This is a genomic window from Streptomyces camponoticapitis (genome assembly GCF_014646115.1).
Classification (GTDB): domain Bacteria; phylum Actinomycetota; class Actinomycetes; order Streptomycetales; family Streptomycetaceae; genus Streptomyces; species Streptomyces camponoticapitis.
In genome coordinates, this window is record NZ_BMMV01000012.1 from 126,663 (window position 1) to 147,572 (window position 20,910).

At 71.0% G+C, this 20,910-nt stretch carries 16 protein-coding genes and 1 pseudogene; 6 read left to right on the top strand and 11 right to left on the bottom strand.

Going from position 1 to position 20,910, the window contains the following annotated elements; genetic code table 11:
- Nucleotides 1-213 precede the first annotated feature (213 nt).
- The gene (locus IEY79_RS19755; protein WP_189108855.1) at nt 214-678 is read right to left on the bottom strand and encodes an ATP-binding protein; all 465 of its coding nucleotides are present in this window, start codon (nt 676-678) and stop codon (nt 214-216) included.
- A gap of 104 nt (nt 679-782) precedes the next feature.
- Nucleotides 783-1,136, bottom strand: a complete 354-nt coding sequence (bldG, locus tag IEY79_RS19760; protein ID WP_078075833.1) for an anti-sigma factor antagonist BldG — start codon at nt 1,134-1,136, stop codon at nt 783-785.
- 80 nt (nt 1,137-1,216) lie between these two features.
- On the opposite strand from bldG, the gene sftH reads away from it, so the two are divergent.
- The gene (sftH, locus tag IEY79_RS19765) at nt 1,217-3,799 is read left to right on the top strand and encodes a DEAD/DEAH box helicase (RefSeq protein WP_189108856.1); all 2,583 of its coding nucleotides are present in this window, start codon (nt 1,217-1,219) and stop codon (nt 3,797-3,799) included.
- On the opposite strand, the gene IEY79_RS19770 is transcribed toward sftH, so the two are convergent.
- From IEY79_RS19770 to ssd, 7 genes and pseudogenes are all read right to left on the bottom strand, one after another.
- On the bottom strand, nt 3,744-4,100 hold the full coding sequence (locus IEY79_RS19770; protein WP_189108857.1) for an Rv3654c family TadE-like protein: 357 nt from the start codon (nt 4,098-4,100) through the stop codon (nt 3,744-3,746). The genes sftH and IEY79_RS19770 overlap by 56 nt on opposite strands.
- Nucleotides 4,097-4,519 carry a TadE family type IV pilus minor pilin gene (locus IEY79_RS19775; protein WP_229700974.1) on the bottom strand — a complete coding sequence of 141 codons (423 nt, stop codon included), beginning with the start codon at nt 4,517-4,519 and terminating at the stop codon, nt 4,097-4,099. Before IEY79_RS19775 ends, IEY79_RS19770 begins: the two co-directional genes overlap by 4 nt.
- Nucleotides 4,506-4,817 carry a DUF4244 domain-containing protein gene (locus IEY79_RS38415; RefSeq protein WP_373292583.1) on the bottom strand — a complete coding sequence of 104 codons (312 nt, stop codon included), beginning with the start codon at nt 4,815-4,817 and terminating at the stop codon, nt 4,506-4,508. Before IEY79_RS38415 ends, IEY79_RS19775 begins: the two co-directional genes overlap by 14 nt.
- Nucleotides 4,818-4,841: 24 nt before the next feature.
- Complete coding sequence (locus tag IEY79_RS19785; protein WP_189108859.1) at nt 4,842-5,645, bottom strand: type II secretion system F family protein; 804 nt, start codon at nt 5,643-5,645, stop codon at nt 4,842-4,844.
- Complete coding sequence (locus IEY79_RS19790) at nt 5,642-6,586, bottom strand: type II secretion system F family protein (protein ID WP_189108860.1); 945 nt, start codon at nt 6,584-6,586, stop codon at nt 5,642-5,644. The genes IEY79_RS19785 and IEY79_RS19790 overlap by 4 nt, the downstream gene beginning before the upstream one ends.
- On the bottom strand, nt 6,586-7,767 hold the full coding sequence (locus IEY79_RS19795; protein ID WP_229700975.1) for a TadA family conjugal transfer-associated ATPase: 1,182 nt from the start codon (nt 7,765-7,767) through the stop codon (nt 6,586-6,588). The genes IEY79_RS19790 and IEY79_RS19795 overlap by 1 nt, the downstream gene beginning before the upstream one ends.
- Nucleotides 7,764-8,878, bottom strand: a pseudogene (gene ssd / locus IEY79_RS19800) (septum site-determining protein Ssd). The gene IEY79_RS19795 and the pseudogene ssd overlap by 4 nt, the downstream one beginning before the upstream one ends.
- Nucleotides 8,879-9,448: 570 nt before the next feature.
- Between ssd and IEY79_RS19805 the strand changes: the two are divergent.
- Nucleotides 9,449-10,285: an HAD family hydrolase gene (locus IEY79_RS19805; RefSeq protein ID WP_189108861.1), complete on the top strand. Its 837-nt coding sequence runs from the start codon at nt 9,449-9,451 to the stop codon at nt 10,283-10,285.
- A 379-nt stretch (nt 10,286-10,664) separates the two neighbouring features.
- Here the strand turns inward: IEY79_RS19805 and IEY79_RS19810 are convergent, their stop codons facing one another.
- The gene (locus tag IEY79_RS19810) at nt 10,665-11,600 is read right to left on the bottom strand and encodes a Fic family protein (protein WP_189108862.1); all 936 of its coding nucleotides are present in this window, start codon (nt 11,598-11,600) and stop codon (nt 10,665-10,667) included.
- A 102-nt stretch (nt 11,601-11,702) separates the two neighbouring features.
- Here IEY79_RS19810 and IEY79_RS19815 point away from each other — a divergent pair, with 102 nt between their 5' ends.
- Nucleotides 11,703-12,689, top strand: a complete 987-nt coding sequence (locus tag IEY79_RS19815; protein ID WP_189108863.1) for an ATP-binding protein — start codon at nt 11,703-11,705, stop codon at nt 12,687-12,689.
- Nucleotides 12,690-12,774: 85 nt separating this feature from the next.
- On the opposite strand, the gene IEY79_RS19820 is transcribed toward IEY79_RS19815, so the two are convergent.
- Nucleotides 12,775-14,184: a polysaccharide deacetylase family protein gene (locus IEY79_RS19820; protein ID WP_189108864.1), complete on the bottom strand. Its 1,410-nt coding sequence runs from the start codon at nt 14,182-14,184 to the stop codon at nt 12,775-12,777.
- 298 nt (nt 14,185-14,482) lie between these two features.
- Between IEY79_RS19820 and IEY79_RS19825 the strand changes: the two genes are divergently transcribed.
- The 3 genes from IEY79_RS19825 to nhaA all read left to right on the top strand — a co-directional run bounded on the left by IEY79_RS19825 (nt 14,483) and on the right by nhaA (nt 20,834).
- A complete protein-coding gene (locus tag IEY79_RS19825) occupies nt 14,483-17,125 on the top strand; it encodes a SulP family inorganic anion transporter (protein ID WP_229700976.1) in 2,643 nt (880 codons plus the stop codon).
- A 202-nt stretch (nt 17,126-17,327) separates the two neighbouring features.
- Entirely contained in the window at nt 17,328-19,283 is a 1,956-nt protein-coding gene (gene acs / locus IEY79_RS19830; protein ID WP_189108865.1) for an acetate--CoA ligase, read from the top strand.
- Between the two features lie 135 nt (nt 19,284-19,418).
- Complete coding sequence (nhaA, locus tag IEY79_RS19835) at nt 19,419-20,834, top strand: Na+/H+ antiporter NhaA (RefSeq protein ID WP_189108866.1); 1,416 nt, start codon at nt 19,419-19,421, stop codon at nt 20,832-20,834.
- Nucleotides 20,835-20,910: the final 76 nt, after the last annotated feature.

A 20,910-nucleotide genomic window follows, 5' to 3' on the forward strand; every position in this document is an offset into this window, starting at 1 on the left:
CTTACGGTGTCGCAAATGATCGGGCCTTGAAACGCACCGTGAAATGCGTAATGGGACGAGCACATTGATTGGTGATCAATTTCCCGGAGAAATAGAAAAAGGCCCTGCTCAGCAGGGCCTCAAAGAAATTGGATCACGCTCTCGCGGCCGCTCGGGCGGCGAGCCGCCCCGGACGGGCCGGTCGCCCGTCCCGGAGCGTACGCACACGCGTATTCAGGGGAGCGCGACCGCCGAGGCGGTCGGCCAGCTCATCCGGATGACGCCGCCGTGGTCGTCCGAGGTCACTTCCACGTCGTCGACGAGGCCGCTGATGACCGCGAGGCCCATCTCGTCCTCGCCGTCGCCGCTGTCCGTCTCGTGGAGGTCGCCCGCGAGGACGGACCTGCGGGAGACCGGCACGTTCTCGGCCGCGGCAGCGGTGCCCGGGGCGGGCACCCCGTCACCGACCTCGATGGAGAAGATCTTCTCCTCCTCGTTCAGCACCACCCGCACGGGCGCGGTGAGGCCGTGAGTGCGGTGCAGATTGACCGCGCGGCTGCACGCCTCACCGACGGCGAGCCTGACCTCGTCCAACACTGCTTCGTCGACACCGGCCCGGCGCGCCACGGCAGCCGCCACCAGACGGGCCGTCCTGACGTGCTCGGGCTGGGCGCTGAAGCGGAGTTCAACGGTGGCCATGCGATCCCCCTCAGACGTACGAGCGTGCGAAAACTGGGGCTCGGGCGCCCCGGGCATGACGCCCGGTGCCCCCTGCCCTTCCTTCCGAATGCCTCCGGCCGGCCTCAGTCGGTGGCGGCGACGGCCTCTTCGACCGTGGTGTGAATGGGGAACACCTTGGTCAGGCCAGTGATCCGGAAGATCTTGAGAATGCGCTCCTGGTTGCAGACCAGGCGCAGCGAGCCCTCGTGGGCACGCACACGCTTGAGTCCACCCACGAGCACGCCCAGACCGGTCGAGTCGAGGAAGTCCACACCCTCCATGTCGACGACCAGGTGGTAGCTGCCGTCGTTCACCAACTCGACCAACTGCTCGCGCAGCTTGGGCGCGGTATACACATCAATCTCGCCACCGACCTCGACGACCGTACGGTCGCCACCAGGGCCGGACACATTGCGAGTCGACAGGGACAGGTCCACGGATCCTCCAGCACCTTGCAATCGAGCGGTCGCCCCTCGGGTCTCTCCCGACGGAGCCAGGGGGCGTATCGCCAGCCGCGATGGCATTCAATCACTTACCGGCATCCATGCACGACGCCTTAGGACCATTGTCCGCCACGCCAGTGACACACTCGGTGCCGATGGCCACGAATCACGGTCCTGGCAGGCCGCCCGAGAGCGGGGACTCCCGCCCTTCCCCCAGTACGGTCCTGGACCGGCTCACCGCGGGGCCGGGCCGGGCTACGCGCATCACCCATACGGAGCACTTGCCCCCGCGTGCGGGTCGCCATGCCGTCTGGCCCGACCGCATCCGGCCAGAAGTGATCAACGCCATTCAGCTGGCCGGGGTGGACCACCCGTGGGCCCACCAGGCCACCGCCGCCGAGCACGCCCTGGACGGCGAATCCGTCGTGATCGCCACCGGCACGGCTTCCGGCAAGTCCCTCGCCTACCTCGCGCCGGTGCTCACCTCGCTCCTGGACGGCTCCGAGGCACCGAACGGCCGGGGCACGACCGCCCTGTACCTCTCCCCGACGAAGGCGCTCGCGGCCGACCAGCGCCGCGCCGTGAAGGCGCTCGCCGCACCGCTCGGCAATGGTGTGCGCCCCGCCGTGTACGACGGCGACACGCCCGTCGAGGAGCGCGAATGGGTACGTCAGTACGCCAACTACGTGCTCACCAACCCCGACATGCTGCACCGCGGGATACTCCCCGCCCACCCCCGCTGGTCCTCCTTCCTGCGCGCGCTGCGCTATGTCGTCATCGACGAGTGCCACACCTACCGCGGCGTCTTCGGCTCCCACGTCGCCCAGGTCCTGCGCCGCCTGCGGCGCGTCTGCGCCCGGTACGGCTCCGAACCCGTCTTCCTGCTCGCCTCGGCCACCGCCGCCGAGCCCGCGCGGGCCGCCGGGCGGCTCACCGGTCTGCCCGTCCGCGAGGTGTCCGACGACGCCTCGCCCCGCGGCGAGACCGTCTTCGCGCTCTGGGAGCCGCCCCTCACCGAATTCCACGGCGAGAAGGGCGCGCCGGTCCGTCGCACCGCCACGGCGGAGACGGCCGACATCCTGACCGACCTGACGCTTCAGGGCGTCCGTTCGGTCGCTTTCGTACGCTCCCGGCGTGGCGCCGAACTGGTCTCCGTCATCGCCCAGGAACGCCTCGCCGAGGTCGACCACTCCCTCGTGAAACGCGTCGCCGCCTACCGGGGCGGCTACCTCGCCGAGGAACGCCGCGCCCTTGAACGCGCCCTGCACTCCGGCGAGCTTCTCGGCCTCGCCGCCACCACCGCCCTGGAGCTGGGCATCGACGTCTCCGGGCTCGACGCCGTCGTCATCGCCGGGTATCCGGGCACCCGCGCCTCGCTGTGGCAGCAGGCGGGGCGTGCCGGGCGCGCCGGGCGCGGCGCGCTGGCGATCCTGGTCGCCAGGGACGACCCGCTGGACACGTTCCTCGTCCACCACCCCGAGGCGCTGTTCCAGCAGCCCGTCGAGTCGACCGTGCTCGACCCGGACAACCCGTACGTCCTCGCCCCCCATCTGTGCGCGGCCGCGGCCGAACTGCCGCTCACCGAGGCCGATCTGGAACTCTTCGGTCCCGCCGTGCCCGAGCTGCTGCCGCAGCTCGTCGAAGCGGGTCTGCTGCGGCGGCGCACCACCGGCTGGTACTGGACGCGCCGCGAGCGGGCCGCCGATCTCGCCGACATCCGGGGTGAGGGCGGCCGGCCCGTCCAGATCGTCGAGGCGGGCACCGGCAGGCTGCTCGGCACCGTCGACGAACCGGCCTCCCACACCGCCGTGCACGACGGCGCCGTCCATCTCCACCAGGGGCGCAGCTATCTGGTGAAGCGGCTGGACCTGGCGGACTCGGTCGCGCTCGTCGAGGAGGCCAGCCCGCCGTACTCCACGACCGCGCGCGACACCACGGCGATCTCCGTCCTCGAAACCGACACCGAGATCCCGTGGGGCGGCGGGCGCCTCTGTTTCGGCTCCGTCGAGGTCACCAACCAGGTCGTCTCCTTCCTCCGCCGCCGGCTCATCACCGGCGAGGTCCTGGGCGAGAGCAAGCTCGATCTGCCTCCCCGCACCCTGCGCACCCGGGCCGTCTGGTGGACGGTCACCGAGGACCAGCTCGACGCCGCCCGGGTGAACCCCGAGCAGTTGGGCGGCGCCCTGCACGCCGCCGAGCACGCGTCCATCGGGATGCTCCCGCTGTTCGCGACCTGCGACCGCCGGGACATCGGCGGCGTGTCCGTACCGCTCCACCCGGACACGCTGCTGCCGACGGTCTTCGTGTACGACGGCCACCCGGGTGGCGCGGGCTTCGCGGAACGCGCCTTCCACACGGCGCGTGAGTGGCTCACCGCCACCCGCGAGGCGATCGCCTCGTGCGAGTGCGAGGCGGGCTGCCCGTCGTGCATCCAGTCCCCGAAGTGCGGCAACGGCAACGAGCCCCTGCACAAACGCGCGGCGGTACGGCTCCTGGGCGAACTGCTCGGATCGGCGCCACCGCCGCCGTCGGCGGGTACGCCCGACCCGGCGGTGCCGACGGACCTGCCGGTGCCACGGTCGGCCGAGGCCGGAGCCGAGGTCACGGGCCGGGCGCAGGAGCCGTCAGCGCGACCGGTGGGCCCGCGCGGGACCTGACCGTCGGGCTGTACGGGCCGAAGCCTGCCCGTGCGGTCACGTCGGCGATCTCACCCGCCACCGCGCACCGCACCACCTCCGCGCCCTGCGCCCCCGCCACCTCGGCCGCCCGCGCGCAGGCCGCCTCCGCGCCCCGCAGCGCGTGCCCGGCCGCCGCCAGCGCCGCCAGATCCGCCGCGGAACCCGCGCGGTGCCTGGCCACGACCGCCTGCCCCATGGCGAGGATCATCGCGAACACCGCACACAGCGCGGTCGCGGCCATGGCGGCCCACACCGTCGCCGACCCTCGATCGCGGCTCATGGCACCTCCCCGCCCGGCATGGCGTCCTCCGCCGGTGCCACCGCTTCGGCGGCGAGGGTCAGCGCGATGCCGTGCGGTCCCGGGGTCGGGGCCTCCACCCGGACCCGCCACAGGTCGTCCGACCGTCCCAGCGTGACCCGGGCACCCTCCGGGGCGGCCGAGCGCGCGGCTTCCACCGCCGCCGCCCGGGGCTCGGACCGGGCAGCCGCCCGAGCCCCCGCCCTGGCGGCGTCCACGCACTGGATCTGCGCGGAGGCCGCTGTCAGGGCCCACAGCAGCGCCGCGACGAACACCACCAGCGCCGGTACCGCCACGGCCGCCTCCGCCGTCACCGACCCCCGGTCGCCGTCCTCCCCGCATGGGTGGCGCCTTCTGGAAATCCGGGAGGCACCGCCCCTCCGGCTCTCAGAACTTCGCATCGAGGGCATTCCCGATGACCGATTCCAAAGCGCCGGCGACCGGCCCACTCGTGACCACTTTGTAGAGCACCGCGGCGAAGCCGCACGCGGCGAGAGTCCCCATCGCGTATTCGGCACTCGCCATTCCCGAGTCCATCCGCACGCCGGTACACAACCGCGGCCGCGTGCCGACCCGGAGCCTGCTCCGGCGCAGTCGGCTCACCCGGCTCGCCGCCTCCACCACGCGCCACGCCTGTCGTCCCGACAGCCCCACCCGCATCTTCATGTCGATCTCCCGTTGGATCAGCTGGATCAGCACAGTCGAAGTAGTTCGAAGCGCGGCTCAGTTGCCGCGCAACAGCCCGGTCGCGAGCCCGATCACCACCGGGGCCACCCCCACCGCCAGAAAGGCGGGCAGGAAGCACAGCCCCACCGGAGCGGTGATCAGCACCTGGGCCCGGCCCGCGCGCGCCGCGGCCTGCCGGGCACGTGCCGCCCTGAGGTCGTCGGCCACCCGGGAGACCGCCTCCGCCGCCGGCGCTCCCGTGGACCCGGCCCGCTCCAGACAGCGGGCCAGCTCGGCGGCGCCCGGTATCTCCCCGAACCGCCCCCACGTCAGGACCGGTTCGCCCCCGAGCCGCAGGGCCGCCGCCGTACCCACCAACCGGTCTCCCACCGGCCCGCCCAGCGACTCACCCACCGCCTCCGCCGCCTCGCGCGGCCCGGCGCCGGCCGAGACACAGGCGGCCAACAGATCGGCGGCGAGTGGCAATTGGCGCTCGGCCTCCCTCACGTCCTGATCCGTCGCCGCGCCGGTCTCCTGCTCATGGGTACGCGGCCATCGCCGGACGCCGTACGCCCCCGCGAGCCCCACCACCAGCCCGACCGGCCCACCGATCAGAGCCCAGCCGAGGCACACGGCCCCCAGCGGCGGACCCCATCGCCGGAGCCACGCTCCGTACTCCGTCCGCGCGCCACGCTCAGTGGGTGACACCTCCATGCCGAACAGCGCCACCAGCCGCCCGCGCGCCGTCCGTTCGCGCCGCCACCCCCACCACGCGAGGACCACGGACACCACCGCCGCCAGCAACGAGGCCGTCACCCACAGGCTGTGGACAAGGTCCCCTTCTGTGATCGGCCCGTTCATGACGCCCCCCCGCCCGCGTTCGCGCCGACGCTCCCGCCCCGCACGATCCGCCCGGCCCACCAGAAACCCATCGCCTCCAGCAGCCCGCCCACCACCAGACAGCCCAGACCGGCAGGGGTGTGCAGCAGGACGCTCATCGGGTCGGCGCCCATGGCCCAGCCCATCGCCAGACCCACCACGGGCAGAAGCGCCAGCACCACGACCGTGGACCACGCGCCGGTCAACTGAGCCCGCATGGAATCCCGTTGGTCCTGCTGCGCCCGTAATGCCGCACGCAGCCTGTCGAGCCCGGCGGCCAGTCCCGCCCCACCATCAACGGCGACGCGCCAGCAGGCCGCGACCCCGACAAGACCTTCCGCACCCCGTTGCCGGGCTGCCTTGCGCAGAGCCTCGGGGACATCGCCGCCGAAGCGGGCAGCCGCGACCACCAGGGCGAGTTCCGCGCCGCTCAGGTCATGGCCGACCGCCCGGACGGCCGCCGTAAGCCCTTCCGCCGGCTGCGCTCCGGCTCTCAACTCCCCCACGAGCACGTCGCACAGGACCCGCACGGCCCCGGCCCGGCGCTCGGCAGCCCGTCTCGTCTCCGCGGCCCGCAGCCGTCGCCCCACGAGCGGCACGGCCGCCGCGCCCGCGACCAGCGGCAGCACCGACTCACCCCACAGAGCGAGCGCCGCCGCGACGGGCAGACAGAGCCACTCCCTGCCCAGCCCGGTCAGCCCACCGCGAATCGCCTTCGCCGCGCGCCGCCAGGGCGGCGCCGCCTTCCGCCTCACCGCCCGCCCGGTCCCGAACGTGCGGCCACCGCCGCCACCGACACCGAACAGCAACTCCGCCCGCCGCGAGGCCCGGCCCCGCTCCAGCCGCTCCCAGACCGCCAGCGCGGCGCACAACACCGCGCAGAAGACGCCCAGTGGCATGGCGGCCGGGAACGGCGTCGCCATCACAGCACACCGCCGATCAGCGACCGCAGCCTCGGCCAGCCCCGTTCGTACCCGAACCCCTCCGGGGCCCAGCGCAACGCGGGCACCGTCACCACCAGCCCCGCCCCGTCACGCTCCAGCACATGCACCTCGGCGATACGACGACGCCCGGCCCGGTCACGTACGAGATGGAGCACCACCGACAGGGCCGCCGCCAACTGGCTGTGCAGAGCTGCCCGGTCGAGACCGGCGGCCGTGCCCAGCGCCTCCAGCCGCGCGGCGACATCAGCGGCGGTGTTCGCGTGAACCGTCCCGCAGCCTCCCTCGTGGCCGGTGTTCAAAGCTGCGAGGAGTTCAGTCACCTCCGCTCCTCGCACCTCCCCGACCACCAGCCGGTCGGGCCTCATCCGCAGTGCCTGGCGCACCAGGTCCCGCAGGGTCACCTCGCCCGCGCCTTCCTGGTTCGCCGGCCGTGCCTCCAGCCGCACCACATGCGGGTGGTCGGGCCTCAACTCCGAGGAGTCCTCGGCCAGTACGATCCGCTCGCGCTCCCCCACCAGACCGAGCAGGGCCGAGAGGAGCGTCGTCTTCCCCGAGCCCGTGCCGCCACTGATCAGGAACGACACCCGCGCCTCGATCAGCGCCCGCAGCAGTCCCTCGCCGCCGGGCGGCAGCGTCCCCGCGGCGGTCAGTTCGGCCGGGGAGAAGGCCCGGGGACGTACGACCCGCAGCGACAGATACGTCGATCCGACGGCCACCGGGGGCAGCACCGCGTGCATACGTGTCCCGTCGGGCAGCCGCGCGTCCACCCAGGGGCGCGCGTCGTCCAGCCGCCTGCCCGCCACGGCGGCGAGCCGCTGCGCCAGTCTCCGTACGGCAGAGACGTCCGCGAACGACACGTCCGTCAGCTCCAGCCCACCGCCCCGGTCCACCCAGACCCGGTCGGGCGCCGAGACCAGCACGTCGGTCACGGAGGGATCGGCCAGCAGGGGCTCCAGCGGGCCCGTCCCGACCAGCTCGCGCCTCAACTCCTCCGCCGCACCGAGCACTTCCGTGTCCCCCAGGAGCCTCCCCTGGGCCCTCAGAGCCGCCGCCACGCGCGCCGGGGTCGGCTCGGCCCCGCTCTCCGCCAGACGCTGCCGTACGGCGTCCAGAAGCGCTCCACCGACCTGCGCGCCCCTCGCCCGCGCCACGGCGCTCACGCGGTCACACTCCCGTCCCCGGCGCCCGCGAGCGCCCGCTCCCAGAACGCGGCGCAGAAGCGCGCCAGCGGACCCCGCGCGCTCGCCCCTGGCGGCGACCCGTCTTCCTGGGCGGCCAACAGACCCGGCTCCGCGGGCAGTTCACCCACGAGCGGGAGCCGCAGCGCGTCCGCCACCCACCTGTCGTCCAGCCCGGTGGCGTACGGCCCACGCACGACCGCCCGCAGGTCCGGCAGGACCATGCCCACCAAGGACGCGACCCGGCTCGCGGCCGCGACGGCCCGCAGCTCCCCCGGCACCACCAGCAGGCCGACGTCCAACTGCGCGAGCGCCTCCGCCCCGGCCTCGTCGATCCGGCGCGGGAGATCCACGACCACGACGCCGCCCCTCCTGCGGGCCGCCGCGAGGACGGAGCGCATGGCCTCCGGCCGCACGAGGACGGAGTCGCCGCGATCCCAGCTCAGCAGGCGCAGATCGTGCAGACGGGGCAGTGACTCCTCCAGCGCGCCCCCGCCACCCGCCCCTTGGAGGCGGCGAAATCCGGCCACCGGCGGCCCTCGGCCCGCTCGCCGCCGAGCAGCACGTCGAGCCCACCACCGAGCGGGTCACCGTCGATGAGCATGGTCCGGAGCCCCTGGCGGGCCGCCGTGACGGCCAGGGCGCAGGCCAGCGTCGAGGCCCCGGCTCCGCCCCGGCCGCCGATCACCCCGACGGTCAGCGCCTGCCGTCCCACCCCTTCGACGACATCGGCGATCCGGTCGACGAGCCAGCTCTCTGCATCGGGCAGGCGGAGCACACAGTCGGCGCCGATCTCGACGGCCCGCCGCCATACGTCCGGGTCGTCCTGGTCCCGGCCGACCAGCAGCACCCCTTGGCGCCGGGTGGCGGACCGGCAGCGGACGGCCGCGTCGTCGCCCACCAGCACCAGCGGCGCGGACTCCCAGCCGCCCCGCCGCTCGGGCACGGAATGGTGCACTTCCGGTTCGGCGCCCGCGGCGGCGCACAGCCGCAGCAGATCATCGAGCAGGTCGGCGTCCTCGGTAACGATCAGCGGCCCGGTCCGGCGCCCCTCGGCGACCGGCGAGCGCTCGGACGTCATGAATCCAGCCATTCTCTCCACCCCCTATTACCGTGATCCCGGATCAACGTCCGCGGTCACCGCCGAAGGCGCTCACCCACATCACCCGGGGACACCTGAAGGGCATCCGCTCAGTGGGCTCTCAGCGATCTCGGAGTGATCCGGCATCTGCGATTCCGGCTACCGCGAACTTTCGCGGTGGGAAATCACCCTGCATCGCGCGGAAAAAACGTGTGGATCTTGCTCAAAAGCTGTGGATAACTCGCCGGTTGTGAATATCTCCGTAGCTCATACCGGTGACTTCTCAGAGCACCCTGGCAACTACACACAGTGACGGGTAGAGTGCGAATCAGACCCACGCACGCGAGGCGTCAAGGGGGGAGGGAGCGTGTGGAGAGCGGAGGCCCGAGCCTCAGAAACGCGTCCGGACATGCGACGACCCCCGCCGGGGGGGAGAGCGGGGGTCGTCCCCCAGACCGACTCGGGGGGGAGGAGCCGGACCAGGTGAGCACGGTCGCGAACGATCCGTGACTTCCATGGTGTACCCGAGAGCCTTCTCAGGCAAACCCACGCGCCGTACCTTACGCCGAATGGTGGGCGCCTATGCTCGACTTCGTGGAAAACCACTCCTTGCCTCGCACAGCGGCCTTCTTTGACCTGGACAAGACGGTCATTGCGAAGTCGTCGACGTTGACCTTCAGCAAGTCCTTCTATCAAGGCGGACTGATCAACCGCCGAGCCGTACTGCGCACGGCATACACGCAGTTCGTCTTTCTCGCCGGCGGCGCCGATCACGATCAGATGGAGCGCATGCGCGAGTACCTCTCCGCGCTCTGCAAGGGCTGGAACGTCCAGCAGGTCAAGGAGATCGTCGCCGAGACGCTGCACGATCTCATCGACCCCATCATCTACGACGAGGCCGCCTCCCTCATCGAAGATCACCACACGGCCGGACGCGATGTGGTGATCGTCTCCACCTCCGGCGCCGAGGTCGTCGAGCCGATCGGCGAACTCCTCGGCGCGGACAGGGTCGTGGCGACCCGCATGGTCGTCGGCGAGGACGGCTGCTTCACCGGCGAGATCGAGTACTACGCCTACGGGCCGACCAAGGCCGCGGCGGTCAAGGCGCTCGCCGCGTCCGAGGGTTACGACCTGGACCGCTGTTACGCGTACAGCGACTCCGCCACCGATCTGCCGATGCTCCAGTCGGTCGGCCACCCGTACGCGGTCAATCCGGACCGGACGCTGCGGCGTGAGGCGACGGCCCGCGATTGGCCGATTCTCGTCTTCAACCGGCCGGTCCGGCTGAAGCAGCGGCTGCCCGCGTTCTCGATGCCTCCGCGGCCGGCGCTCGTCGTGGCGGCAGCGGTGGGCGCGGCGGCCGCCACGGCGGGACTCGTCTGGTACACGAGCCGTCGCCGTCAGGCCGCCTCCGCGTGACCTGACCTGCCACGGCCGGGTAGTTCATCCATATTTGAACCTAAAAGTAAAGTCGTAGAGAGAGGTCTTTCGCTTCCCCACGGACAGGAGTACAAAGGAATCAACGGCCCGCGAGACCAAGGACATCCGAGAGGATGACCTTCACACGCACCCAGGCCCCACGGACCGAGCATGAAAACCGAGTACCCACGCGACGTCGACCCGTCGAATACGGGCCAGCCGCACCAGGTGACGGGCCACGTTCCCGACCTGATGGGCAAACAACGAGGACGCTTGGTAACTCGGTGGACGTGCCAGCGGCGGTACCTCTTCGGTACCGCCGCATTTCTGTCGGTACCGAAGAGGTACCGCCTCGTCCAGGCGTTGAGGCGGGGACGCCTCAGGCCGCGCCCCGCTGAAGGGCCTCGCATACGGCCGTGGACTCCCTGACACCCAGCTCGACCGCGCGCCCGCAGTGGGCAATCCAGGCCGCCATTCCGTCCGGCGTCCCCGACAGATAGCCGTCGAAGGCCGCCACATAGGCGGCGCGTCCCAGCTCGGCGTGCCCGACCTCGGACGGGCAGATCGACTTGGGGTCGAGCCCGCTGCCGACCAGCACGATCCGCTCGGCGGCCCGCGCCACCACGCCGTTGTACGAGCCGAAGGGTCGCAGCGCCAGCAGTTCGCCGTGCACGACCGCGGCCGTGACGAGCGCGGGAGCGGAACTCCCCGCGATCACCAGCTCGGCGAGCCCGTCGAGCCGTCCGGCCACCTCGTCAGCGGGCGGCAGCGGCGCCTCGATCAGCGGCTTGGGGCTCCCGGACCCCGGCGTCTCGACGACCGGTTCACCGGCCAGCCTCGGCCGCCCGACCGTCTCCCCGGCGACCCCGGCGACCCCCGCGACCCCCGCGACCCCCGCGACCGGAGCCGTACCCGTATCCGCACCCGCGCCGCCGGCCGCCACCAGATGCAGTCGCGCCAGGACCCGGACCGGTGACTGCCGCCAGATCGAGAGGAGTTGGCCCGCCTCCGCCGTCAGCCTGAGCGCGGCTCCCACCGTCAGCGCGTCGGCCGCGGCGCCGAAGTCGCTGCGCCTGCGCACCTCTTCGAGGGCCCAGTCCGCGCCGGAGAGCGCCGCCGACCCGCGCGCGGCGCGCAGCGCGGCTTCGGAGGTGACCTCGTTGCTGCGCCGTCTCATCACGCGGTGCCCGTAGACGCGGTCGACCGCCTTCCGCACCGAATCCACGGCGTCGGGGACGCCCGGCAGTGAGCCCAGAGTCGCGAGAGGGTCGTGTCCTCGCGGAGCGGGCGAAGCGTTCGGGGCTGTCGTACTCATAGGTAGCAAGGCTACGCGCCCATAGCGCACGCCCCACGTTGGAGTGGTCTTCTTCACCCGATGTGACAGCGCACAGCGACATGGCCACTACGCTAGGTGAACATGAAGATCGCTTTCGTAGGGAAGGGCGGCAGTGGCAAGACGACGCTGGCCTCGCTCTTCATCCGCCATCTGACCGCCAACGAGGCCCCCGTCATCGCGGTGGACGCCGACATCAACCAGCATCTCGGGGCCGCGCTCGGCCTCGACGAGGCCGAGACCGCCGCGCTGCCGGCGATGGGCGCGCATCTGCCGCTCATCAAGGAGTATCTGCGGGGCACCAACCAGCGGATCACCTCCGCCGATTCGATGATCAAGACGACGCCTCCGGGCGAGGGCTCCCGGCTCCTGCGGGTACGCGAGTCCAATCCGGTGTACGACGCCTGCGCCCGCACCGTCCGGCTGGACGACGGCGACGTCCAGCTGATGGTCACCGGGCCCTTCACCGAGTCCGACCTGGGGGTGGCCTGCTACCACTCCAAGGTCGGCGCGGTCGAACTCTGCCTGAACCACCTCGTCGACGGCCCGGACGAGTACGTCGTCGTCGACATGACGGCGGGCTCGGACTCCTTCGCGTCCGGGCTGTTCACCCGGTTCGACATGACGTTCCTGATCGTCGAGCCGACGCGCAAGGGCGTGTCCGTCTACCGCCAGTACAAGGAGTACGCACGGGACTTCGGCATCGCGCTGAACGTCGTCGGCAACAAGGTCCAGGCCCAGGACGACGTGGACTTCCTCCAGGACGAGGTGGGCGACGACCTGCTCGTCACCGTCGGGCACTCGGACTGGGTGCGTTCCATGGAGAAGGGCCACCCCGCCCCGTTCGAGCTGCTGGAGGCGGAGAACCGCGTCGCGCTCCAGATGCTGGAGGACGCGGCGGAGGACTCGTACGCGTACCGCGACTGGGAGCGCTACACGCGGCAGATGGTGCACTTCCACCTCAGGAACGCGGAGAGCTGGGGCAATGCCAAGACGGGCGCGGACCTGGCCGCACAGGTCGACCCGGCGTTCGTCCTCTGCGAGCAGACGGCACTCCCGCAGCCGAGCTGACAGCGGTGGTGGGTGCGGGCGGCACAGCGACGTACCGCCCGCCCCCACCGCCCGCACTGCCCGCCCCCCGCCAAAGGCGCTCAACTCACCGTCCGGCGGCCGGTTCTCCTTCAGGAGCCGAGCCCGCGTCCGGCCCCGGGTTCAGGCCGGCGTCCGGACCGTCCGCCGGATCGTCCGCCGGGCCGTCCGCCGACGCGGGGGCCGGCGCGGAGGCCGAGCCCGGCGCCGCGGGTGCCAGCGGTGAGGCGGGCGCCTCGGGCGCCGTCAGATACGCCTGCCAGCCGGTCGGCGGCTTCTGGCCGACGCCCAGCCCCCGCAGTCTTTCGAGCGTCTCCGGGTCCTGCGCGTCCAGCCAGTCCACGAGTTCCTTGAACGTCACGCACCGCACGCCGTCCTTCACACAGACGGTCTTGATCGTCTCCTCGACGGCGCGCATGTACGTGCCGCCGTTCCACGACTCGAAGTGGTTGCCGATGATCAGCGGCGCGCGGTTGCCGTCGTAGGCACGGTCGAAGGCCTGGATCAGACCGTCACGCATCTGGTTTCCCCAGTACACGTGCTGGGACGGGTCGCCGTTGACCGTCTTCGACTGGTTGAACATGAAGTTGTAGTCCATCGAGAGCGTCTCGAACTTCCGGCCGGGCACCGGGACGAGCTGGAGCGGGATGTCCCACATACCCTCGGTCTTCTTCGGCCAGACCTGGTTGCCGACACCGCTGGAGTCGTAGCGGAAGCCCATCGTCCGCGCCGCCGCCATCATGTTCTTCTGCCCTTCCAGGCAGGGCGTGCGGGCGCCGACGAGTTCCTTCTCGTAGTCGAAGGGCAGCGGGGGTTCGGTCGCCAGGCCGCTGTTGGTCTTCCAGTTCTTGACGAAGGCCTTGGCCTGGCTGATCTCGCTCTTCCACTCCTCGACGGACCAGGTGCCGACGCCGCCGTCCGCGCCGCAGAAGTGCCCGTTGAAGTGGGTGCCAATCTCGTTGCCGTCCTGCCAGGCGCCGCGCAGCTCGCGCAGAGTGTTCTTGATGCCCTCGGCGTCGTTGAAGCCGATGTCCGAGCGGCCGACCGCGTGCTGCGGCGGGCTGTACTGCTTGGACTTGTCCTTCGGCAGCAGATAGACGCCGCTGAGGAAGTACGTCATCTTCGCGTCGTACTTCTTGCCCACCTCGCGGAAGTGGGAGAAGAGCTTCTGGCTGTCCTCGCCGGCGCCGTCCCAGGAGAACACCACGAACTGCGGCGGCTTCTGACCGGGCTTCAGACGCTCAGGCTTGAGGACACCGGGCTGGACGCCGGTGTACGCGGTCGAACCGTCGCCGATGAGCCGCACCGCACTCTTGGGCGGCCCCTTCTTCGCTCCATGCGCGCCTCCCTCGGTCTCGGTCCCCGCCGTGTTCCCGGGCTTCGTCTCCGGTGATCCCGACCCGGAACATCCGGCGAGCCCGACGGCCACCGCCGTCACAACCGCGCCGCAGGCGATCCTCTTTCTGGCGGCCAGCATCCGCCCACCTCTTCCCTCGGGTTCTGTGCGTTGAAGCGCCGACACGCCGAGCACGGCGCCGAGCGCCGCCAACGTCGCACTGGGACCCGAGGGGATCCGGTATGACAAGCCGTACAAAATGACTAATCACCGCTAAGGGTGAATGTTTGCCCCATTTGCCCTGAAAGTCATGCCTCAATCTTTACTCTCCATTACGATCCATTTACTGATTGTTGATGATCCCGCTACTGCACGCCGTGACCCACGGCCGCGTCCCCCCATATCCCGCGACCGCGCTTCCCCGGAGGAGACGGGAACCATGTCTGCCTGCGTCCCCACCCGTGAAGACCAGCCCCACCGCCCCCACACGAACCACTCCTCTCCCCCGGTCCATGAGCGACGCGCGTCGTTGCTGCCACGCTTCATGCGCGCGAACCGCCGGCAGAGCCCGGAGCACGAACAGCACGAACAGCAGCCACAGCACCAGCAGCAGCCACAGCACCAGCAGAGCGCGGGCTCCCCACGGCCCGGCGGACGGCGACGGGGATTCCGGATCGCCGGGGGGGACTTCTCCGCTTCCATCTCGGTCTTCCTGATCGCGCTGCCGCTCTCCCTCGGCATCGCGCTCGCCACCGGCGCACCCCTCCAGGCCGGTCTCGTCGCCGCGGCCGTCGGCGGCCTCGTGGTCGGCCGCTTCGGCGGCGCGCCCCTCCAGGTCAGCGGTCCGGCGGCCGGTCTGACCGTCGTCACCGCCGACCTGATCCATCAGTACGGCTGGCGCACCACCTGCGCCATCACGGTCCTCGCGGGCTTCGTCCAACTCTGCCTCTCCGCCCTGCGCGTCGCCCGCTCGGCGCTCGCGGTGAGCCCGGCGATCGTGCACGGCATGCTGGCGGGCATCGGCGTCACGATCGCGCTCGCGCAGTTGCACATCGTCCTCGGCGGCACGCCGCAGAGCTCCGCCGTCGCCAACGTCCAGGGGCTTCCCGCCCAGTTGGCCGATCTGCACCCGGGCGCGCTCTCCGTGAGCGCGCTGACCGTGGCCGTCCTGCTCGCCTGGCCGCGTATCCCCGGGCGTACGGGTCAGATCGCGCGGAAGGTGCCCGCCGCCCTCGCGGCGGTGGCGGCGGCGACCGCCGCGGCCCTGCTCGCGGGCCTGACCCTCGACCGGGTCGATCTGCCCTCCTGGAGCAGCCACGCGCTCCCCGAGCTGCCGCAGGGGCCTGCGCTCGGACTGGTCGCCGCCGTCCTCACCGTCACCCTGGTCGCCAGCGTCGAGTCACTTCTGTCGGCGGTCGCCGTCGACAAGCTGGTGGCCGCCCGCAAGGAGCCGGACGTCCAGATCCCGCGCGCCCGGCTGGACCGGGAGCTGTCCGGACAGGGCGCGGCGAACATCGTCTCCGGCGCCATGGGCGGACTGCCGATCACCGGCGTCGCCGTCCGCAGCGCGGCGAACGTGGCCGCCGGCGCGGTGAGTCGGCACTCGACGATGCTGCACGGGCTGTGGGTCGCCATCGCCGCGATCTTCCTGGGCTCCGTGCTCGGTCTGATCCCGCTGGCCGCGCTCGCGGCACTGGTCATGGTGATCGGTGTGCAGATGGTCAACATCACGCACATGCGCAACGTGCGGCGCAATCGCGAACTGCTCGTCTATGTGGGGACGCTGGCCGGTGTGGTGTTCACCGGTGTCCTGGAAGGGGTGGCGATCGGTATCGCCCTCGCGGTCGCCGTCGCGCTGTACCGGCTCACCCGGACACGGATCACGATGGACGAGCGGGACGGGGTCCACCGGCTGCACGCGCGCGGCCAGTTGACGTTCCTGGCCGTCCCTCGGCTGAGCCGTCTGCTGCACCAGGTGCCGCAGGGTAGCCCCTGCGTGGTCGAGTTGGACGGGTCGTTCATGGATCACGCGGCGTACGAGGCGCTGCACGACTGGCAGGTCGCGCATCTGTCGCAGGGCGGGACGGTCGAATTCACCGGCAGGTCGGGTGCCCGGATCGCCGAGCCCGCCGAGCCCGTGTCGGAGTCGAGCAGTTGCTGCCGGCCGTGGACAGCGTGGCGTAACCACCACTGCGGAGATCCGGTCGAGCAACCTTCGACGGCTCAGGGGCGGAAGACCAACCACGTACAGGTGGCGAGCAAGGTCCAGGGCGGGCAACTCGCCAGTGGGCTCAGCTCGTTCCAGCGCAACACGGCCCCGCTCGTACGCGGCGAGCTGGCGCGGCTGGCGCGCGAGGGCCAGCAGCCCTCCCAGCTCTTTCTCACCTGCGCGGACTCGCGTCTGGTGACGAGCATGATCACGGCGAGTGGTCCGGGCGATCTGTTCACCGTCCGCAATGTCGGCAATCTGGTCCCCCTTCCTGGGGAGGAGGGTGCTCAGGGGCAGGACGACTCGGTGGCGGCGGCGATCGAGTACGCGGTCGATGTCCTCCGGGTCCAATCGATCACGGTCTGCGGGCACTCGGGATGCGGCGCGATGCAGGCCCTCCTCAAGTCCCCCGACAACGAGCCCCGGCGCGTCGCCGCCAAGGCCGGCCAGCACGCGGCCCCGGCGCGCTCCGCGCAGACCGGCACCCGCACCGCCACGCACGCGGGCACCCGCACCACCGCCCCGCCCTCCTCCCCCCTCACCCGCTGGCTCCGGCACGGCCGGCCGAGCCTGGAGCGGATGAGGAGCCGCGACCACGCGTGGGCAAGGATCGCCGGGCGGCTGCCCGCCGACGCGGTCGAGCAGCTCTGTCTCACCAATGTCGTCCAGCAGTTGGAGCATCTGCGGGCCCACGAGTCGGTGGCCCGGGGCCTCGCCGAGGGAAGGCTCCAACTGCACGGCATGTACTTCCATGTCGGTGAGGCGCAGGCGTATCTGCTCGCGTCCGACGGACAGCAGGACGGCCACGGCGACAGGACCGACGAGGTGTTCAACCGGGTGGCCCCGACGGCATTCGAGGAGTCGCGCGCCTGAACCTGCGCGCTCCCGCATCCGTGAGAATGTGTGGCCCCGTTCCCCACCACAGCCGGGGAACGGGGCCATTTACTCCTGTCGCCCCCTCGTCAGCCCAGCCGCATAGGTCTAAACCAATTTCCTGAAGACCCTTGTCACCCGGGCATCTGCCTGATGAGCTAGGCCCGGGGACACATAGGACGCCCTGGGAAAGGGAGATGTCGTGAGCAACGAAAGCCTGGCCAACCTGCTCAAGGAAGAGCGGAGGTTCGCGCCACCGGCCGAACTGGCCGCCAACGCCAACGTGACAGCGGAGGCGTACGAGCAGGCCGCGGCGGACAGGCTTGGCTTCTGGGCCGAGCAGGCCCGGCGGCTCACCTGGGCCACCGAACCGACCGAGACCCTCGACTGGTCGAACCCGCCCTTCGCGAAATGGTTCGCGGACGGCGAGCTCAACGTCGCGTACAACTGCGTGGACCGCCACGTCGAGGCGGGCAACGGCGACCGGGTCGCCATCCACTTCGAGGGCGAGCCGGGCGACAGCCGCTCCCTCACCTACGCCGACCTCAAGGACGAGGTCTCGCGCGCCGCGAACGCGCTCACCGAGCTCGGCGTGACCAAGGGCGACCGCGTCGCCATCTATATGCCGATGATCCCCGAGACGGCCGTCGCGATGCTGGCCTGCGCCCGCGTCGGCGCCGCGCACTCCGTGGTTTTCGGCGGCTTCTCGGCCGACGCCGTCGCCTCCCGTATCCAGGACGCCGACGCCAAGCTCGTCATCACCTCCGACGGCGGCTACCGGCGCGGGAAGCCGAGCGCGCTCAAGCCCGCGATCGACGACGCCGTCGCCCGCTGCCCGCAGGTCGAGCATGTCCTGGTGGTACGCCGCACCGGCCAGGACACCGCCTTCAGCGAGGGCCGCGACGTGTGGTGGCACGACATCGTCGACCGCCAGTCCACCGAGCACACGCCGGAGCCGTTCGACGCCGAGCACCCGCTCTTCATCCTGTACACGTCCGGCACGACGGGTAAGCCCAAGGGCATCCTGCACACCTCGGGTGGCTATCTCACCCAGGTGGCGTACACCCATCACGCGGTCTTCGACCTCAAGCCGGAGACGGACGTCTACTGGTGCACGGCCGACGTCGGCTGGGTGACCGGCCACTCGTACATCGTCTACGGGCCGCTGGCCAACGGCGCGACGCAGGTCATGTACGAGGGGACGCCCGACACCCCGCACCAGGGGCGGTTCTGGGAGATCGTCCAGAAGTACGGCGTGACGATCCTCTACACGGCGCCGACAGCGATCCGCACGTTCATGAAGTGGGGGGACGACATCCCCGCCAAGTTCGATCTGTCGTCGCTGCGCGTCCTGGGCTCGGTCGGTGAGCCGATCAACCCCGAGGCCTGGATCTGGTACCGGCAGAACATCGGCGCCGGCAAGACCCCGGTCGTGGACACCTGGTGGCAGACCGAGACCGGCGGCATAATGATCTCCCCGCTGCCCGGCGTCACCGCCGCGAAGCCGGGCTCCGCGCAGCGCGCGCTCCCCGGTATCTCGGCGACCGTCGTGGACGACGACGGCAACGAGGTGCCGGACGGCGGCGGTGGTTATCTCGTCCTCACCGAGCCGTGGCCGTCCATGCTCCGCACCATCTGGGGCGACGACCAGCGGTTCATCGACACCTACTGGTCGCGTTTCGAGGGCAAGTACTTCGCGGGCGACGGCGCCAAGAAGGACAACGACGGCGACCTCTGGCTGCTGGGCCGGGTCGACGACGTGATGCTGGTGTCCGGCCACAACATCTCCACCACGGAGGTCGAGTCGGCGCTCGTCTCGCACCCGAAGATCGCCGAGGCGGCCGTCGTCGGCGCCACGGACGAGACGACCGGACAGGCGATCGTCGCCTTCGTCATCCTGCGGGGTACGGCGTCGGTGGACGATGGCCTGGTGGCGGAGTTGCGCAACCATGTCAGTACGGTGCTGGGGCCGATCGCCAAGCCGAAGCGGATCCTGCCGGTGGCCGAGCTGCCGAAGACCCGGTCCGGCAAGATCATGCGACGCCTGCTGCGCGATGTCGCCGAGGACCGTCAGCTCGGTGATGTCACGACGCTCACCGACTCCTCGGTGATGGAGCTGATCCAGACCCAGCTCCCGAGCGCGACCAGCGAGGACTGATCTCGTAGGTCCGGCCGATGTGGCGGCCCCCGGCGCATTGCGCCGGGGGCGGCCTTTTGTAAAGTGGGCGGCACGTCAACGATGTAACAAAGAACCACAGGTGCGCCGGGAAGTCTGGTCGGCAGGTGATCTGTCATGCCGCCGAACCGACCGGAGGACCCCTTCGTGGCCACCCCGCGCAATTTCCTCGGACGCCTCCCGCTTCCCGAGCGGACGTATCTCGCGAGCGCGCTGCGGACCGAGACCGTCGGCGGTGTCCTGCTCCTCCTCGCCGCCATCGCCGCGCTGATCTGGGCCAACACCCCCGTCAGCGGCAGTTACGCGACCGTCGGCGACTTCCATCTGGGCCCGGCCTCGCTCGGCCTGGACCTCTCGGTCCGGCACTGGGCCGCCGACGGGCTGCTCACGGTCTTCTTCTTCGTCGCCGGGATCGAGCTGAAGCGCGAACTGGTCGCCGGGGAGCTGCGCGACCCGAAGGCCGCCGCCCTCCCCGTGATCGCGGCGCTCTGCGGCATGGTGATGCCCGCTCTCGTCTATCTGCTGGTCAACGTGGCGGGCGGCGGATCCACCGACGGCTGGGCCGTCCCCACAGCCACCGACATCGCCTTCGCGCTCGCCGTGCTCGCCGTCCTCGGCACCTCACTGCCGTCCGCGCTGCGCGCCTTCCTGCTCACCCTCGCCGTCGTGGACGACCTCTTCGCGATCCTGATCATCGCGATCTTCTTCACCAGCGACATCGACGTCCTGGCGCTGGCCGGCGCCTTCGCCGGGCTCGTCGTCTTCTGGTTCCTCCTGAGGAAGGGTGTGCGCGGCTGGTACGTGTACGTCCCGCTGGCCCTCGTCATCTGGGCCCTGATGCTCAACAGCGGCGTCCACGCCACCGTCGCCGGCGTCGCGATGGGTCTGATGCTCCGCTGCGTGAGGCGGGAGGGCGAGAAGCAGTCCCCGGGCGAGCGCATCGAACATCTCGTCCGCCCGCTGTCGGCCGGTCTCGCCGTGCCGCTCTTCGCGCTCTTCTCGGCGGGTGTCTCGATCAGCGGTGGCGCGCTCGCCGACGTCTTCACCCGGCCGGAGACCCTGGGGGTGGTGCTCGGGCTCGTCGTCGGCAAGACGCTCGGCATCTTCGCCGGCACCTGGCTGGCCGCGCGCTTCACCCGCGCGACCCTGAACGAGGATCTGACCTGGCCGGACATCCTGGCCGTGTCGACGCTCGCGGGGATCGGCTTCACCGTCTCGCTGCTCATCGGCGAACTCGCCTTCACCGACGACCCGGGGCTGACGGAGGAGGTGAAGGCGGCCGTCCTGACGGGCTCGGTGATCGCCGCCGTACTCGCCGCCGTACTGCTGCGGCTGAGGGTCCGTAGGTACCGGGCGCTGTACGACTCCGAGGAGCGCGACGAGGACATGGACGGTATTCCTGATATCTACGAGCAGGACAGCCCGGAGTACCACCTGAGAATGGCCGCCATCCACGAGAAGAAGGCGGCGGAACACCGCCGGTTGGCCGAACACGCCGCAGCGGCGCGCGATGACGGCCCCGGTCCGGCATGATCTGACATCCGGCATGATCTGAAGGCGCGGAGCCTGAAATACCCCAGATCTGCGAGAGCGCAGCCGAAACGAGGGA

Bases quoted from the DNA above. Each gene is read 5' to 3' on its own strand.
- IEY79_RS19755 (WP_189108855.1), bottom strand. From the start codon at position 678: ATGGCCACCGTTGAACTCCGCTTCAGCGCCCAGCCCGAGCACGTCAGG.
- IEY79_RS19775 (WP_229700974.1), bottom strand. From the start codon at position 4,519: ATGCGAAGTTCTGAGAGCCGGAGGGGCGGTGCCTCCCGGATTTCCAGA.
- IEY79_RS19810 (WP_189108862.1), bottom strand. From the start codon at position 11,600: ATGAGTACGACAGCCCCGAACGCTTCGCCCGCTCCGCGAGGACACGAC.
- sftH (WP_189108856.1), top strand. From the start codon at position 1,217: ATGGCATTCAATCACTTACCGGCATCCATGCACGACGCCTTAGGACCA.
- IEY79_RS19820 (WP_189108864.1), bottom strand. From the start codon at position 14,184: ATGCTGGCCGCCAGAAAGAGGATCGCCTGCGGCGCGGTTGTGACGGCG.
- IEY79_RS19805 (WP_189108861.1), top strand. From the start codon at position 9,449: ATGCTCGACTTCGTGGAAAACCACTCCTTGCCTCGCACAGCGGCCTTC.
- nhaA (WP_189108866.1), top strand. From the start codon at position 19,419: ATGCCGCCGAACCGACCGGAGGACCCCTTCGTGGCCACCCCGCGCAAT.
- IEY79_RS19815 (WP_189108863.1), top strand. From the start codon at position 11,703: ATGAAGATCGCTTTCGTAGGGAAGGGCGGCAGTGGCAAGACGACGCTG.
- IEY79_RS19770 (WP_189108857.1), bottom strand. From the start codon at position 4,100: ATGAGCCGCGATCGAGGGTCGGCGACGGTGTGGGCCGCCATGGCCGCG.
- IEY79_RS19825 (WP_229700976.1), top strand. From the start codon at position 14,483: ATGTCTGCCTGCGTCCCCACCCGTGAAGACCAGCCCCACCGCCCCCAC.
- IEY79_RS19785 (WP_189108859.1), bottom strand. From the start codon at position 5,645: ATGAACGGGCCGATCACAGAAGGGGACCTTGTCCACAGCCTGTGGGTG.
- IEY79_RS19790 (WP_189108860.1), bottom strand. From the start codon at position 6,586: ATGGCGACGCCGTTCCCGGCCGCCATGCCACTGGGCGTCTTCTGCGCG.